This window comes from Methyloversatilis sp. (assembly GCF_051861465.1).
Lineage (GTDB): Bacteria > Pseudomonadota > Gammaproteobacteria > Burkholderiales > Rhodocyclaceae > Methyloversatilis.
The window spans coordinates 1-14787 of record NZ_JBHYCQ010000012.1; the positions used below are offsets into that span (position 1 = coordinate 1).

Here is a 14787-nt window from a genome sequence, read left to right on the forward strand (position 1 = left end):
GACGAAGATGAAAGCAGTGAAACCGGATTGATGCGATGAAGAATGAGTTCAAGCCGGCAATGTCCGGACGCAGCAACTTGCCCCGAAATGGGGTTTTTCTACAGCGTCGTTAGGTATGCGCACAAGGGAGACTACGAGCCGATCGACCGGTCGCTCACCTCGGCTTGTTAACTGCGCTGCCCTGCTGCGGGCCACGGCTCTAAGACATGCTGATCGATCGGGGTTGGGTCCCGCGCCCACTTATCCTGGAACAAAGCCGGCCGCAGGTTCGGTTCGCTTTTGGAAACTGGACTTCGCCTTGCCCGGAAAAATCTTTACCTATACTCAGCAGGCCACATCAGCGCTAACATGAAGACGCTGGCAACTTAACTGCTTACACCGGCCCGATTTCCGATTATGACAAATGGTGTTAGCGAATTTGTTAGCGATGAAGCCTTCGCAGGGCTTCGTTTGACTGCGGAACAGTTCGGTGTAGTTCGGATAAAAAACCAATGAAACAAGTGGGTTACGGCCCACAGCACTTGTTATTCTGGCCTGTTATTTTCAACTGTTAATCCGTAGGTCCCTGGTTCGAGCCCAAGTCGGGGAGCCAGAACACACAGCTGAAAATGAAGGCCTTCGCAAGAAGGCCTTTGTCGTTTACGCGTCCCGAAGTATGTTTCGTTGGCGATCCTGCAAGCGACTGACGTCGATCGCACGGCCCCCTTTGCATCCGGAAAAGCCCCGCGGCGAAGCGGCACGACTCACGGTGAATCGCGGGCAGGCCTTGCCCTCCGTGCCCGTCGCGAACGACAACGGAATCGGGCCGCACACCGCTTGTGGCGGCGGGCGGCACGCGCGGACCTTCAATCTTCAGTTGCGGGGTTCGGGGGTGGTCTGGCCTTCCGGGCGGCGTTCGCGTTCATCCGCGCGCTCGGACGCCTTCTGCTTGGTGTCCCGGTCGCGCACCACGTCGTTGGCATGCTCGCTCGGGTATTGCTTCGATTGGCGAGCCTGATCCTGTTCCGGCTGGTACTTCTTCTGACTTTCGGATTGCTGCGCCTCCGGCATCACCTCTTTCTGGTGCTTGCTCGGATACGACTGAGCGCTGACCGACACGGAAAATGCGGCGATCGCAAGTGCAACGGCGGTTCGGACTAAAGTCATTTTGGACCTCCATAGGGTGGCAGGCATCGAATGGATGCCCATGACTGCAGCCTAGTTCTTGCGGAGTAGTTCGATGTAGTCGGGCTCCCACACCCTGTAGGACCCGCGATGGAGAGCGCCCGGGTTGATCCGCCAGGGTGCCCGCATCGGCAGGTCCGGCGCGCTCCACGGCCAATCCTGTCCATGCCATCCGGGCGACACGCTGTAAGAACGCAGCGAACGTCCGCGCCGCGCGACCTCTCAGCGGGAGACAGCAAGCCTCGTGCTGCGCACCGCACGCGCGCCGTCGTCCGGATGCACCTTGCGAAGACGCGTGTGAACCTGCAGGTAACCGAGCCACAGGTCCTGCCGCACGTACACGATCTGGCCGGGTTTCACGTCGAACTCGAGCTTCGACGTGAACTGAAGCTGTGAGCCCAGTGTGTGCCGGCCCGGTTCGATTTCCCTGAAAAGATGCGTTTGCGACACGGTCGAGCCGATCGGCTCGCCGTCGAGCAGCACATCGATCGGCAGCGCGGGACTGCTGTAGCCGGTGCGGAAAACATACACGCCTGCCTTGCCGGGACTGACTTCGGCCACGCCGGGCAGCGTGTCGGCGCGGGTGTCGTGCGGGGGCACTGCGGCGCAACCGGCGAGCGCAGCCGTCGCAACGATGAGGGCGAGCATCCGGTAATTCATTCGGAATCTCCTGGTCTGTCGCGCATGGCGAACGCGTCGATGGGGCGGCGTCCTGCGGTCTGCCCGCCATGCTGCAGACCTCGGTCATGCCGGTCGGCCGACGCTGTCCGCGCGAACCGGTCAAGGCATGCCACTGCTGCTTTGTGGGGTGAAGGGCGCGTCAGGTTTCCTGAGTGCGCAAATAATCCTGAAAACCGCCGCTGACCACTTTAAATGTTGACGCCGGCAAGCGCTCTTGCGACCGTCCTCGCGCACCCGGCCTTCAGCCTTCGCTGAGGCCGCTCCGACGCCGCGAGCGCCTCAGTCGGGAAGCTCGGGATCCGGCGACGACCCCTCGATGGCCAGCTCATCCGGCAGCAGGCCGGGGCGCAGTTGCCGGGCGGGCTTGACGCCCAGCCGGCGCAGGTTCTCGACCTGTCGAACAAGATTGCCGCGACCCGATGACAGCTTGCCGTGTGCGTCCTGATAGGCCTTCTGCGTCTGGTCGATGCGCTTGCCGATCTCTTCGAGGTCTTCGACAAAGCCGACGAACTTGTCATACATCCGCGCGCCCTGTTCGGCGATCTGCTGGGCGTTGCGGCCCTGGCTTTCCTGTCGCCAGACGTTGGCCACCATGCGCAGTACTGCCAGCAGCGTGCTCGGACTGACCAGCAGCACGTTGCGCGCAAAAGCGTCCTCGAAGAGCGTGGTGTCGCTGGTGGCGGCGAGCATGAACGCCGGCTCGACCGGCACGAACATCAGCACGAAATCGGGCGCTTTCAGCCCGTTGAGCATCGGATAGTTCTTGTCCGACAGCCCCTTGATGTGGGCGCGGATCGACTGCACGTGCTCGCGCTGCGCCGCCGCGCGTGCGGCGTCGTTGTCGGCGCTGCAGTAGCGCTCGTAGCCGAGCAGCGACATCTTGGCGTCGATGATCATGTGGCGGCCTTCGGGCAGCTGGATGACCACGTCCGGCCGGCGCCGGTTGCCGTCATCGGCGGCATAGCTCTCCTCGGCGACGTACTCGTGCCCGCGCCGCAGACCGGACGATTCGAGCACCTTTTCCAGCACCATTTCGCCCCAGATGCCCTGCGACTTGTTGCTGCCCTTGAGCGCCTGGGTGAGATTGACCGCATCTTCGCTGATCCGCGTATTGAGCAGCGCGAGCCGCTCGATCTCGTTCTTCAGCGTCAGCCGCTCCTTCGATTCGCGGTCGTAGGTCTGCGCCACCTGGTCCTGGAAGGCCTTGATCTTCTCGTTCAGTGGATTGAGCAGCAGACCGAGGTTGTCGTGGTTCTGCTGCGTGAAGCGCTGGCTCTTCTCTTCCAGGATGCGGTTCGCCACCTCCTGGAAATGCAGCCCCATCTGGTCACGCGCATCGTCGAGCAGTGCGAGCTTTTCGGTCGTCTGGCTGCGTTCGGCGTCGAGCTGGGTGCGCAATCCGGCCACGGCCTCCGCCAGCGACTGGCGTTGCGCTGCGCCTTCCGCCAGCGCCTTGTCGTGGGCGAGCCGGGCGTCGGCCAGCGCCTGTTCGAGCGCCGGCAGACGCTGGGCCTGCGTTTCGGCACGCACACGCGCCGCCTTCTCCTGCTGCAGCTGAAGGTCGAGCGTGGCCCGGTCGGCACCGCTCACCTTCAATTCGGCGCGCAGGCGGTCGATGTCGAGCGATGCGGCGCGCAGCCGTTCCTGCGCGGTCAGCAGCTGGGCCGTGCGCTCGGCCTGCGCGCGTTCGATCTCCAGCGCCGTGCGGATGCGCAGCCAGATGGCGCTCAGCACACCGCCCAGCAGTGCAGCGGCCAGAAGCGCGATCAGGATGGCGGGGTCGGTCAGGCTGACGGTCATGCAGTGCGTGATGCGGTCCGGAAAGCCGGACTATAGCCGGACCCGCTCAAGCGCCGCTCGATCCGCGAGGCCTCGCTCAGTGCTTGTGATCCATCGCACCGCTGGCGCCCAGGGCGCGCGCGGTCGCCTTGATGACCACGGTTTCACGCTTCTTGTCGGCGCCCTCGATGACCAGTGTCACCAGCACGTCCTGCCCTTCGGTGATCGGTGCCTTCAGATCCATCAGCATGACGTGATAACCGCCCGGCTTCAGCTCCACCGCCTTGCCGGCCGGCAGGTCGATGCCCGGGATGGCGCGCATGCGCATGATGTCGTTGTCCATCGTCATTTCGTGGATTTCGGTCACGCCGGCCACCGGCGAACTGGCTTCGACCAGTCGGGCGGCTTTCGGCGCGGTGATCTGCATGAAGGCGCCGGTGGCCTTCTGCTGCGGCACGGTGGCGCGGACCCAGGGGTCCTTGACGGTGATGTCAGCGATGGCCGGTGCGGCGATCAAGGTGAGCAGTGCGGCAGTCAGCAAGCGGCGCATGGTGTTGTCCTGTGGTTGAAAAACGGGGTTCGAGTGCTGTGAAGGACGCGAAGACATCCGTGGAGTACGCCTAACGGTAGGAAATTCCCGTGACTTCGATCTCGCGCAACCCGGCCGGGCTCTGCACGCGGACCAGGTCTCCTTCACGCGCCTTCAACAAGGCGCGGGCCAGCGGTGATATCCAGGAGATGCGACCTTCCGAGGCATTGGCTTCGTCGACACCGACGATCTGCACCGTCTGTTCGCTGCCATCTTCATCCTCGTAGCGCACGGTGGCGCCGAAGAACACCTGGTCGGCGTTCTGCTGGTCTTGCGGATCGACAACGGTGGCGGATTCGAGGCGCTTGATCAGGAAACGGATGCGACGGTCGATTTCGCGCAGGCGCTTCTTGCCATATATATAGTCGCCGTTCTCCGAGCGGTCGCCGTTCGAGGCGGCCCAGGCGACTGTTTCAACGATGCGCGGGCGCTCGTCGCGCACCAGCTGGTCAAGCTCGGCCCGCAGTCGGCCGTAGCCGGCGAGCGTCATGTAGTTCTTGCTGCCGGGCGGCAACGCAGTGACGACTTCGGGATCTTCTTCCTCGGTGTCGGTTTCCTTCGTGAAGGCCTTGTTCATCCGGATGTCAGTGACTGCGTGCTCGTTGGACGAGCACGCATCTTACCGAATCAGTGATAGATCGCCGGTTGGGTCAGCAACGCTTCCCACGGCACCATGAAAGCGTCGAACGCTTCCGCGCCGACTTCATGATCGACCTCGTGGTCGACCAGGGCCTTCAGTTCCTCGCGGAAGCGCTTCGCTGCATCGTCACGGATCAGGGCGCCGCGCCCGACGCGCTTGTCGATGACTTCGACCGCTTCCAGACCCGAATACTCGACCACGTAAACCAGCGGATTGTTGAACATGATGTGCATGATGTCTCTCCTTGGCTTGTGCGGCTCACCAGCTTGCAGCCAGACGGTTGTCCGGCTGCTCGATACTGCACTGCAAAACTCCTGCCTTGCAGGTGGGGCAATCCTGCCGCCTTTCAAGTGATATAACGGCCGCTCGACCCCGCGCTGAAGGGAGCTTGCACCGGCTGCAACGCGCTCCTAACATCCACCATCCCTTAACGGCGCAGGCCGCACGCCGGTTGTCACGATTCGGCCCCGTACATGGAAGATGACGAACTGCGCGCATCGCTCGAGCTGTTGCGCATCGAACACCGCGACCTTGATCAGGCGATCGCCGATCTGCACGCCGCCCAGGCCAGCGACGAATTGCTGCTGCGCCGCCTGAAGAAACGCAAACTCATGTTGCGCGACCGCATCGATCAGATCGAACGCATGCTGGAACCGGACGATCTGGCCTGAGCGCGGAACGGCGAATCAGTCGGCGAGCGTGATCCAGACCGGCTGGTGGTCCGACGCCGCTGTCGATTGATCGACCTCCACCGCTTGCACCCGTGGCAGCAGCGGCGCGCTGGCCAACGCAAAATCACAGCAGAAACGCCGCGCCGGCCAGTCGCAGCCATGCAACCCGACCGTGTCGGCATGCGCCACCGCACAGTGACAGTGCGCCCACAGGTCGTGCCAGCGCGCATCGGCCGACCCATCCGGCGCAACCAGACAGATGAATTCGTCGCTGCCCGGTTCGCAGTTGAGGTCGCCGCACAGCAGGGCCGCCGCCGGCCGCGGCACGGCTGCGAAGGCACCGCCCGCTGCCTTCGCAGCCGGCGGCGCAGCCGCGTGGGCCAGCGCCTCGGCATTGAGTGCGCGCAACGCCTCGATCTGCGCCATGCGCTGCCATCGTGAGTAGTACTCCAGGTGGGTGTTCAGCACCCGGAACCCGCCGCTCGGGCCACCGAGCACGACCTCGACGCAGGCGCGCTGCATGCTCGGAACGGTGCCGTCCGCCGGCCAGGGCAGCAGATGCCGCCAGGCGGCAAGCACCGGCAGCCGACTGAGCGTGAGATTGCCGAACTGCCGGCGCGTGCCATCCGGGCGCAGACTGTCGGCACCGGGTGCGAAGATCGGCGAGTGATCGGGAAACAGCGCGGCGAACTGCGCCACCTGATCGTCGCCTGTCAGACCGGGCAGATCGTCGTGGCCGCGCGCGACCTCCTGCAGGCAGATCACGTCGGCGTCGCCGAAATCGTTCAGCGCGCGTGCGATCCGTCCCGTGCTGACGTGGCCGTCGCAACCGCGCGCCCACTGGATGTTCCAGCTCACCAGCTTCATTGCGTGCCTTCCGTCTTCCGTGTCCGGAAGCATCATTGTGAGGAACGCCGGACGACCGCATCGGTCGATCCGGTACCACCGTGCCGATTCTGCTCCAGGAGAACCCGATGATCCGAACCCTGCTGACCGCCTGCGCCATCGCATTGAGCCCGGTCGCCGCCCACGCGCAGCAAGCCCCGCAACATCTCAGCGTGCCACCCGGCTTCGGCATCGAGCTGTGGGCCAAGGTCGACAACCCGCGCGCGATGGTGCTGGGCGAGGCGGGCCGGCTTTATGTCGGGTCGCGAAAGGGCCACGTCAGCGCGGTGCCGTACGACAGCCGAACCATGGCGGCCGGGGCCCCGGTAAAGGTTGCGAGCGGTCTGAACATGCCGGTCGGCGTCGCCTGGCGCAAGGGCGACCTCTACGTATCGGCCGTCGACCGCATCGTCAAACTGCCCGGCATCGACAAGCGGCTCGACGCACCGCCGACGCCGGTGCTGGTCAGCGACCGCTTCCCGTCGGACAAGGCGCACGGCTGGAAATTCATCGCCTTCGGCCCTGACGACAAGCTGTATGTACCGGTCGGCGCGCCCTGCAACATCTGCGACCGCGACAAGGACAGCTACGCGAACATCATGCGCATGAATCCGGATGGCAGCGAACTCGAGGTGTTCGCACGCGGGGTGCGCAATACGGTCGGCTTTGACTGGCATCCGAAAAGCGGCGAGCTGTGGTTCACCGACAACGGCCGCGACTGGATGGGCGACGACACGCCGCCCTGCGAACTGAACCGCGTAGCCCAGGCGGGCCAGCACTTCGGCTATCCGTACTGCCACGGCGGCACGGTCGCCGATCCGGAGTTCGGACAGGGCAAGTCGTGCGGCGACTACACGGCACCTGCGCTGAAACTGGGGGCTCACGTCGCGCCGCTCGGCATGCGTTTCTACGGCGGCCAGCAATTTCCGGACGAATACCGCAGCGCGCTGTTCATCGCCGAGCACGGCTCGTGGAACCGCAGCAAGCCGGATGGCTACCGGGTGATGATGGCACGGCTCGAGGGCAACAAAGTGGTCAGCTATACGCCGTTCATCGAAGGCTTCCTCGGCCGCAACGACGCCGTGCTCGGCCGCCCGGCGGATGTGCTGGAGCTGCCCGACGGCAGCTTGCTGGTGTCCGACGACCACGCGAACGCGATCTACCGCGTGCGCTGGAACGGCACCCGGACCGCGGCCGGCGACGCGGCACTGCCTTGATGCCGCGGCATGGCGGATTGACTTGACGCCCGCACGGGCGTTCACTGTCCGGTGCGACCGAGGAGGACGGACATGGACAGCGACAGCTCACTCGAAGACGGGCGAATAGAAAGTTTCGGCGTGATGGCGGCGCCGGTCGACATCAAGAACGACCTGCCGCTGAGCGCGGCCGCCGCACACAGCGTGAATGACGGACGCGCGGCCGTGCGCGGCGTGCTCGAACGCAGCGATCCGCGGCTGCTGGTGGTGGTCGGTCCGTGTTCGATGCACGATCCGGTCGCCTGCATGGTGTACGCGCGGCGCCTGCACGGGCTGGCTGCAGAACTGGCCGGCAGCCTGCTGCTCGTGATGCGCGTCTATTTCGAGAAGCCGCGCACCACCACCGGCTGGAAGGGCTACATCAACGACCCCTTCATGGACGACAGCTTCCGCATCGAGGAAGGCATGCGCCGCGCACGCCGCTTCCTGCTCGATGTTGCCGAACTGGGTCTGCCGGCGGCCACCGAGGCGCTCGATCCGATCTCGCCGCAGTACCTGGGCGATCTGGTGTCGTGGACGGCGATCGGCGCGCGCACCTCCGAATCGCAGACGCACCGGGAGATGGCGAGCGGGCTGTCCACGCCGGTCGGCTTCAAGAATGCGACCGATGGCGATGTGGACGCCGCGATCAACGCCATCATTTCCGCGTCGCGTCCGCACAGCTTTCTCGGCATCAGCCGTTATGGCCGCTCCAGCATCATCCGCACGCGCGGCAACCCGCATGGCCATCTGGTGTTGCGCGGCGGTGCCGGGCGGCCGAACTACGATTCGGTCAGCGTCAAGCTGGCCGAACAGTCGCTGATCCGGGCAGCGCTGCCACCGAACATCGTCGTCGATTGTTCGCACGCGAACTCGTTCAAGAAGCCCGAAATGCAGCCGCTCGTGCTGGCCGACGTCGCCGCACAGATCCGCGACGGCAACCGCTCCATCGTCGGCGTCATGATCGAAAGCCATCTCGAAGCTGGCAATCAGCCGATTCCGAAGGACCTGTCGCAACTGCGCCATGGCTGCTCGGTCACCGACGCCTGCGTCGACTGGGCGACCACCGAACGCATGCTGCGCGAACTGGCCGCAACGACTGCCGACGCGCTGCAGCGACGCCTGGCCACCGCCGGAAGGGAATAATTCGCTGTCTTGCGGCGGATGCAGCCGATAATCCGCGGCAGCGCCCCTGTGGCGCTCCGATCCGAACTTCAAAAAGGAACAACTGATGAACGCTTTTCGCACTTTCGTCGCCGGCACCAGCCTGATGCTGATTGCCACCTGCAGTGTCGCCGCCGGCAAGCTGGCGGTCGAACGCGAAGCCACGGTCGACGGTTCGCCCGACACCGTCTGGAAACTGGTCGGTGATTTCAACGGGCTGGACGTGTGGCACCCGGCCGTGGCGTCCAGCACCATGAAGGGGGCCGGCATCAAGGCCGGTGCAACCCGCACGCTGACACTGGGCAACGGCGCAAAGATCGAGGAAAAGCTGACCGCCTACAGCGGCGTCAAGCACACCTATACCTACACCATCCTCAGCAGCCCGCTGCCGGTGAAGAACTACGTGTCGACGCTGACGCTGAGCCCGGCCGGCGAAGGCAAGACGCGGGTGAAGTGGTCATCGACCTTCGACGCCAATGGCGCCAGTGACGAAGAAGCGAAGAAGGTGATCAGCGGCATCTACGAAGGCGGACTCGAACGTGCGGGCAGCACGCTGAAGAAGTAAATTCTTGCCACGCGGCGGGCCGATGCGCGCGCCGCGTGTTCAGGCGGCGCGCGCCACCGGGTAGGGGTACAGCATGTTCAGCGCAGTGCTCTGGCCATTCGGCTGCACGATGCGGGTGTGTTCGCGGCGGAATTCGCGCGCGTGGCGCAGCCCGCACGAATGGGCAATCATGTCGATTTCGTGATTCATGTTGAGGCAGTAGTGGGCCACGCGGGCCGCCTTGTCCTCGACGTCGAGCCCGCGATGCAGCTTCGGGTTGTGTGTCGTGATGCCGGTCGGGCAGGTGTTCGAATGGCAGCGCAACGCCTGGATGCAGCCGAGCGAGAACATGAAGCCGCGCGCGGTATTGACGAAATCCGCTCCGGCCGACAGCGCCCAGGCTGCGCGCGCCGAGGTCACGAGCTTGCCGGCGGCAATCACCTTCACCCGCTCGCGCAGACCCGCTTCGATCAGTGCGTCGACCGCCCGCGGCAACGCCTCGTCGATCGACAGTGCCACGTGATCGGCCAGCGCCTGCGGCGCCGCCCCCGAGCCGCCCTCGCCGCCGTCGATCGCGATGAAATCCGGTGCCGCCGCGATACCGCGGCGCAGGATGGCCTCACACAGATCGTTCATGAAGTGCCAGCCGCCGAGCGCTGTCTTGATGCCGACAGGCTTGCCGGTGACATCTCGGATCAGCGCAATGCGGTCGAGCAGTTGTTCGACGTTCGACACTTCCGGATGACGATTCGGGCTGATCGAATCGACGCCCTGCGGAATGCCCCGGATGCGCGCGATCTCCTCGGTCACCTTCGCCGCCGGCAATACACCGCCCTTGCCCGGTTTGGCGCCCTGCGACAACTTGATCTCGAACGCGCGCACCGATTCGATCGCGGCCAGCTCGCGCAGCCTCGCCTCCGACAGCAGGCCCTGTGAATCGCGCACGCCGTACTTGGCGGTACCGATCTGCATGATGACGTCGCAGTTGCCTTCGAGGTGATACGGCGACAGCCCGCCCTCGCCGGTGCTCATCCAGCACCCCGCGTGGGCGGCGCCGCGCGACAGGGCCTGCACGGCCGGCGCTGAAATCGCACCGAAACTCATGCCGCTGACGTTCACGATGGAGCGCGCGGTAAAGGGCTTGTCGCAGAAGCCGTTGCCCAGGATCAGCGGCGGCGTGGTTTCGCGATCCTCGTCGAGGACCGGAAATGGCGCGTTGACGAAGATCAGTGCGCCGGGCTCGTGCAGCGAATAGGTCGACCCGAAGCCGATGATGCCGCCCTCGTTCTTCGCCAGCCGGTACACCCAGCCGCGGGTGGCGCGATTGAACGGCATCTCTTCGCGGTCGCCCAGAAAGAAATATTGCCGGAAGTACTCGCCCAGCTGCTCGAAGAAGTAGCGCAGGTGACCCACCACCGGGTAATTGCGCAGGATGGTGTGCTTCGTCTGCGTGCTGTCCTGAATGTAGCGGTACAACAGCAGCAGTAACAGCCCGACGACCAGCGCAACACCCAGGCTGACCTGGAACACCGACATCAAGGTTTCCATCGCATTCTCCGGTAGGACGCCGTCAGACGGGCTGCAACAGTGCGCGCCGCAGCAGCGCACGTATCGAAGCCGCTTCGAATGGTTTGTCGCAGATGCCCGACACGCCCGCGTGCTCGACAGCGGCGAGCCGGCTCATGTCCGATTCGCTGGTCACCATCAGGATGGGCACGGACGCCTGCCAGCTCTGCTGGCGCACGTACTCCACCAGCGCGCGGCCATCCATTTCCGGCATGTTGTAGTCGGTGACGATCAGGTCGAACATCGTCTGGTCCAGATGGGCGACCGCCTCGAGCCCGTTCTCGGCCTCGACGAAGTCGCGCAGGCCGATGTTCTCGAGCACCCGGCGCATGAAGCGGCGCGCGTTCCCGCTGTCGTCGACCAGCAGCACGCGCAGCGACTCGAAATCGATGTCGGCATCGTCCGTTTCGCCCTCGGCCAGGAAATCCGCCGTTGCCTCGAGTACGCGCCGCAACTGGGCGTCCGAGAAAGGCTTGGGCAGGATGCCGCAGACGCCGGACTGGCGCACCGGATCGAGCGCCTGCGGTCGTGTTTCGCTCGACACCAGCACGAACGCGACGTTCTGCAGCGCCTCGGTCGAGCGCATCGCCTGCACCAGGTCCGTACCGTCACCATCGGGCAGATAGAGCGCGCTGATCACCACATCGGGCAATTTCTGCTGCATGGCGGCGAGCGCCGACTGCAGCCCGTCGGCTTCGCGTATCTGCACGATGCCCAGCGCGATGGCGCGTTCACGGATGATTTTCAGCTGCGTGGGTGACGGTTCCACCAGCAGCACGTCGAGGTGCATGAGATCGGGAGACATGGCGGGCCCGGCTGAAGCGGTGACGAATGCGATCTCCCATTAGCGGCTCCGTCGCAGCGCAACATGAGCCGCGCGCCCACCCACGCAAGGCCTGCACGGGTCGCCGCGCACGGATCCCGAATGAAAAAGGCCCGCCGGACATCGGCGGGCCTTCGGTGCGTCCCTGCGCCGCGCGCAGGATCAGGCAGCGACTTCCTTCGCGGTTTCCGCGTATTCCTCGATCTGGTCGAAGTTCATGTAGCGATACACCTTGTCGCCGTCCTTGTTGATGACGCCCATGTCGGCGTGGTACTCGGCGACGGTCGGGATGCGGCCCAGCTTGGAGCAGATCGCGGCCAGCTCGGCGGAACCCAGATACACATTGGTGTTCTTGCCGAGACGGTTCGGGAAGTTGCGGGTCGAGGTCGACATGACGGTCGCGCCTTCGCGCACCTGTGCCTGATTGCCCATGCACAGCGAGCAGCCCGGCATTTCGGTGCGCGCACCGGCGGCGCCGAACACGCCGTAGTGACCTTCCTTGGTCAGTTCGGCCGCATCCATCTTGGTCGGCGGCGCAATCCACAGCTTGACCGGAATGTCGCGCTTGCCTTCAAGCAGCTTCGACGCCGCGCGGAAATGGCCGATATTGGTCATGCACGAGCCGATGAACACCTCGTCGATGGCCTGGCCCTGCACTTCGGACAGGAACTTCGCGTCGTCCGGATCGTTCGGGCAACACACGATGGGTTCCGTGATGTCGGCCAGATCGATGTCGATCACCGCCGCATATTCGGCATCGGCGTCGCCTTCCAGCAGCTTCGGATCGGCCAGCCAGGCTTCCATCGCCTTGATGCGGCGGGCCAGCGTGCGCGCATCCTGATAGCCGTTGGCGATCATGTTCTTCATCAGCACGATGTTCGAATTCATGTACTCGATCATCGGCGCCTTGTTGAGCTTGACCGCGCAGCCGGCGGCGGAACGCTCGGCTGAGGCGTCCGACAGTTCGAATGCCTGTTCCACCTTCAGGTCCGGCAGGCCTTCGATTTCAAGGATGCGGCCGGAGAAGATGTTCTTCTTGCCCTTCTTCTCGACGGTGAGCAGGCCGGCCTTGATCGCGTACAGCGGAATCGCATGCACCAGGTCGCGCAGCGTAATGCCGGGCTGCATCGTGCCCTTGAAGCGCACCAGCACCGATTCCGGCATGTCCAGCGGCATCACGCCGGTGGCGGCGGCGAAGGCGACCAGACCGGAACCGGCCGGGAAGGAAATGCCGATCGGGAAACGGGTGTGCGAGTCGCCGCCGGTGCCGACGGTGTCCGGCAGCAGCAGGCGGTTCAGCCACGAGTGGATGACGCCGTCACCCGGGCGCAGCGCAACACCGCCGCGCGTGCTGATGAAGGCCGGCAATTCACGGTGCATCTTCACGTCGACCGGCTTCGGATAGGCGGCAGTGTGGCAGAAGGACTGCATCACCAGATCGGCCGAGAAGCCGAGGCAGGCCAGATCCTTCAGTTCGTCGCGCGTCATCGGTCCGGTGGTGTCCTGGCTGCCGACCGTCGTCATCTTCGGTTCGCAGTAGGTGCCGGGGCGCATGCCCTTGCCTTCCGGCAGGCCACAGGCGCGGCCGACCATCTTTTGTGCCAGCGAATAACCCTTGCCGGTATCGGCCGGCACCTGCGGCAGGCGGAACAGCGTCGACGGCGCCAGACCCAGCGCCTCGCGCGCCTTGGCCGTCAGGCCGCGCCCGATGATCAGCGGAATGCGGCCACCGGCGCGCACTTCGTCGAACAGCACGTCGGACTTGACGGTGAATTCGGCGATCACCTTGCCGTCCTTCAGCGCCTTGCCTTCGTACGGACGCAGTTCGATCACATCGCCCATGTCCATCTGGCTCACGTCCAGCTCGATCGGCAGCGCGCCGGCATCTTCCATCGTGTTGTAGAAGATCGGAGCGATCTTGCTGCCCAGGCACACGCCGCCGAAACGCTTGTTCGGCACGAAGGGGATGTCTTCGCCGGTGAACCACAGCACCGAATTGGTGGCTGACTTGCGGCTCGATCCGGTGCCCACCACGTCGCCCACATAGGCGACCAGATTGCCCTTGGCGCGCAGCGATTCGATGAACTTGACCGGGCCGCGCTTGCCGTCCTCTTCCGGCGTGATGCCCGGGCGGGTGTTCTTCAGCATGGCCAGCGCATGCAGCGGAATGTCCGGGCGGCTCCAGGCGTCCGGTGCCGGCGACAGGTCGTCGGTATTGGTTTCGCCGGTCACCTTCAGGATGGTCAGCGTGATCGACTTCGGTACTTCGGGACGGCCGGTGAACCACTCGGCATCGGCCCAGCTCTTCAGCACGGCGACCGCGTTGGCGTTGCCGGCGTCGGCCTTGTCCTTCACGTCGTGGAACTGGTCGAACATCAGCAGCGTCTTCTTCAGGCCTTCGGCGGCCACGGCGCCGACGTCGGCGTCGTCCAGCAATTCGATCATCGGGCTGATGTTGTAGCCGCCGAGCATCGTGCCCAGCAGTTCGGTCGCCTTGGCACGCGAAATGAGCGCGCACTTTTCGGTGCCGTGCGCCACGGCAGCCAGATAGCTCGCCTTCACCTTGGCGGCGTCGTCCACGCCGGCCGGCACGCGGTGGGTGATCAGTTCGACCAGCGTGGCTTCCTCGCCTGCGGGCGGCGCCTTCAGCAGTTCGATCAGTTCGGCAGTCTGCTTCGCAGTCAGCGGCAGCGGCGGGATGCCGAGCGCGGCGCGTTCAGCAACATGGGCACGATAAGCTTCAAGCACGGTGGTTCCTCCGGTGGACGGGTATTTCGCATCATAGAACGACACACCGGCTCGATGGTGCGTCGCACGAAGACACGGACAGAAAATCCGCGGCCTGTACCGATGCGAACCGGCCGCCACACAGCAATACCGTGCGCTGCCGTCATTCGCAAACCCGCATGGCGCACTGCACTAGCGGCGCACGACCGGGTGGTTCAAGTCTTATATATGATATCTTTTATTCGATTCATCGCCAAGACCGCCCCTGCGAGTGCGGAAGGCGGGCTTGGCTACGGGCTTGGCTATACTCGCGCTGCCC

14 protein-coding genes are annotated in these 14787 nt (G+C 64.7%); 4 read left to right on the forward strand and 10 right to left on the reverse strand.

What is annotated here, in order from left to right:
* Window positions 1-852: 852 nt before the first annotated feature.
* The 6 genes from ACTIFF_RS15470 to ACTIFF_RS15495 form a co-directional block, all read right to left on the reverse strand.
* Window positions 853-1188 carry a hypothetical protein gene (locus ACTIFF_RS15470; protein ID WP_439537637.1) on the reverse strand — a complete coding sequence of 112 codons (336 nt, stop codon included), beginning with the start codon at window positions 1186-1188 and terminating at the stop codon, window positions 853-855.
* 198 nt (window positions 1189-1386) lie between these two features.
* Window positions 1387-1824, reverse strand: coding sequence for a DUF2846 domain-containing protein (locus tag ACTIFF_RS15475; protein WP_439537638.1), 438 nt, complete (start codon window positions 1822-1824; stop codon window positions 1387-1389).
* A gap of 300 nt (window positions 1825-2124) precedes the next feature.
* On the reverse strand, window positions 2125-3645 hold the full coding sequence (gene rmuC / locus ACTIFF_RS15480) for a DNA recombination protein RmuC (RefSeq protein WP_439537639.1): 1521 nt from the start codon (window positions 3643-3645) through the stop codon (window positions 2125-2127).
* 76 nt (window positions 3646-3721) lie between these two features.
* Complete coding sequence (locus ACTIFF_RS15485; RefSeq protein WP_439537640.1) at window positions 3722-4174, reverse strand: copper chaperone PCu(A)C; 453 nt, start codon at window positions 4172-4174, stop codon at window positions 3722-3724.
* 70 nt (window positions 4175-4244) lie between these two features.
* Complete coding sequence (gene greB, locus ACTIFF_RS15490) at window positions 4245-4790, reverse strand: transcription elongation factor GreB (RefSeq protein ID WP_257081378.1); 546 nt, start codon at window positions 4788-4790, stop codon at window positions 4245-4247.
* A gap of 50 nt (window positions 4791-4840) precedes the next feature.
* Window positions 4841-5086 carry a DUF3567 family protein gene (locus ACTIFF_RS15495; RefSeq protein WP_439537641.1) on the reverse strand — a complete coding sequence of 82 codons (246 nt, stop codon included), beginning with the start codon at window positions 5084-5086 and terminating at the stop codon, window positions 4841-4843.
* Between the two features lie 240 nt (window positions 5087-5326).
* Here ACTIFF_RS15495 and ACTIFF_RS15500 point away from each other — a divergent pair, with 240 nt between their 5' ends.
* The gene (locus tag ACTIFF_RS15500) at window positions 5327-5524 is read left to right on the forward strand and encodes a DUF465 domain-containing protein (RefSeq protein ID WP_439537642.1); all 198 of its coding nucleotides are present in this window, start codon (window positions 5327-5329) and stop codon (window positions 5522-5524) included.
* A 15-nt stretch (window positions 5525-5539) separates the two neighbouring features.
* Here ACTIFF_RS15500 and ACTIFF_RS15505 read toward each other — a convergent pair whose 3' ends face one another.
* On the reverse strand, window positions 5540-6391 hold the full coding sequence (locus ACTIFF_RS15505; protein ID WP_439537643.1) for an endonuclease/exonuclease/phosphatase family protein: 852 nt from the start codon (window positions 6389-6391) through the stop codon (window positions 5540-5542).
* 107 nt (window positions 6392-6498) lie between these two features.
* Between ACTIFF_RS15505 and ACTIFF_RS15510 the strand changes: the two genes are divergently transcribed.
* The 3 genes from ACTIFF_RS15510 to ACTIFF_RS15520 all read left to right on the forward strand — a co-directional run bounded on the left by ACTIFF_RS15510 (window position 6499) and on the right by ACTIFF_RS15520 (window position 9373).
* Window positions 6499-7626: a PQQ-dependent sugar dehydrogenase gene (locus tag ACTIFF_RS15510; protein WP_439537644.1), complete on the forward strand. Its 1128-nt coding sequence runs from the start codon at window positions 6499-6501 to the stop codon at window positions 7624-7626.
* Window positions 7627-7698: 72 nt separating this feature from the next.
* The gene (locus ACTIFF_RS15515; RefSeq protein WP_439537645.1) at window positions 7699-8790 is read left to right on the forward strand and encodes a 3-deoxy-7-phosphoheptulonate synthase; all 1092 of its coding nucleotides are present in this window, start codon (window positions 7699-7701) and stop codon (window positions 8788-8790) included.
* An 85-nt stretch (window positions 8791-8875) separates the two neighbouring features.
* Window positions 8876-9373: an SRPBCC family protein gene (locus ACTIFF_RS15520; protein ID WP_439537646.1), complete on the forward strand. Its 498-nt coding sequence runs from the start codon at window positions 8876-8878 to the stop codon at window positions 9371-9373.
* A 39-nt stretch (window positions 9374-9412) separates the two neighbouring features.
* Here ACTIFF_RS15520 and ACTIFF_RS15525 read toward each other — a convergent pair whose 3' ends face one another.
* The 3 genes from ACTIFF_RS15525 to acnB form a co-directional block, all read right to left on the reverse strand.
* The gene (locus tag ACTIFF_RS15525; RefSeq protein ID WP_439537647.1) at window positions 9413-10900 is read right to left on the reverse strand and encodes an FMN-binding glutamate synthase family protein; all 1488 of its coding nucleotides are present in this window, start codon (window positions 10898-10900) and stop codon (window positions 9413-9415) included.
* A gap of 22 nt (window positions 10901-10922) precedes the next feature.
* Window positions 10923-11723 carry a response regulator gene (locus tag ACTIFF_RS15530; protein ID WP_439537648.1) on the reverse strand — a complete coding sequence of 267 codons (801 nt, stop codon included), beginning with the start codon at window positions 11721-11723 and terminating at the stop codon, window positions 10923-10925.
* Between the two features lie 180 nt (window positions 11724-11903).
* Window positions 11904-14489 carry a bifunctional aconitate hydratase 2/2-methylisocitrate dehydratase gene (acnB, locus tag ACTIFF_RS15535; protein WP_439537649.1) on the reverse strand — a complete coding sequence of 862 codons (2586 nt, stop codon included), beginning with the start codon at window positions 14487-14489 and terminating at the stop codon, window positions 11904-11906.
* Window positions 14490-14787 lie beyond the last annotated feature (298 nt).

Coding starts and splice junctions, on each gene's coding strand:
- ACTIFF_RS15485 (WP_439537640.1), bottom strand. CDS start 4,174: ATGCGCCGCTTGCTGACTGCCGCACTGCTCACCTTGATCGCCGCACCG.
- ACTIFF_RS15510 (WP_439537644.1), top strand. CDS start 6,499: ATGATCCGAACCCTGCTGACCGCCTGCGCCATCGCATTGAGCCCGGTC.
- rmuC (WP_439537639.1), bottom strand. CDS start 3,645: ATGACCGTCAGCCTGACCGACCCCGCCATCCTGATCGCGCTTCTGGCC.
- ACTIFF_RS15475 (WP_439537638.1), bottom strand. CDS start 1,824: ATGAATTACCGGATGCTCGCCCTCATCGTTGCGACGGCTGCGCTCGCC.
- ACTIFF_RS15500 (WP_439537642.1), top strand. CDS start 5,327: ATGGAAGATGACGAACTGCGCGCATCGCTCGAGCTGTTGCGCATCGAA.
- ACTIFF_RS15470 (WP_439537637.1), bottom strand. CDS start 1,188: ATGGGCATCCATTCGATGCCTGCCACCCTATGGAGGTCCAAAATGACT.
- ACTIFF_RS15530 (WP_439537648.1), bottom strand. CDS start 11,723: ATGTCTCCCGATCTCATGCACCTCGACGTGCTGCTGGTGGAACCGTCA.
- ACTIFF_RS15520 (WP_439537646.1), top strand. CDS start 8,876: ATGAACGCTTTTCGCACTTTCGTCGCCGGCACCAGCCTGATGCTGATT.
- ACTIFF_RS15515 (WP_439537645.1), top strand. CDS start 7,699: ATGGACAGCGACAGCTCACTCGAAGACGGGCGAATAGAAAGTTTCGGC.
- ACTIFF_RS15495 (WP_439537641.1), bottom strand. CDS start 5,086: ATGCACATCATGTTCAACAATCCGCTGGTTTACGTGGTCGAGTATTCG.
- ACTIFF_RS15505 (WP_439537643.1), bottom strand. CDS start 6,391: ATGAAGCTGGTGAGCTGGAACATCCAGTGGGCGCGCGGTTGCGACGGC.
- ACTIFF_RS15525 (WP_439537647.1), bottom strand. CDS start 10,900: ATGGAAACCTTGATGTCGGTGTTCCAGGTCAGCCTGGGTGTTGCGCTG.
- greB (WP_257081378.1), bottom strand. CDS start 4,790: ATGAACAAGGCCTTCACGAAGGAAACCGACACCGAGGAAGAAGATCCC.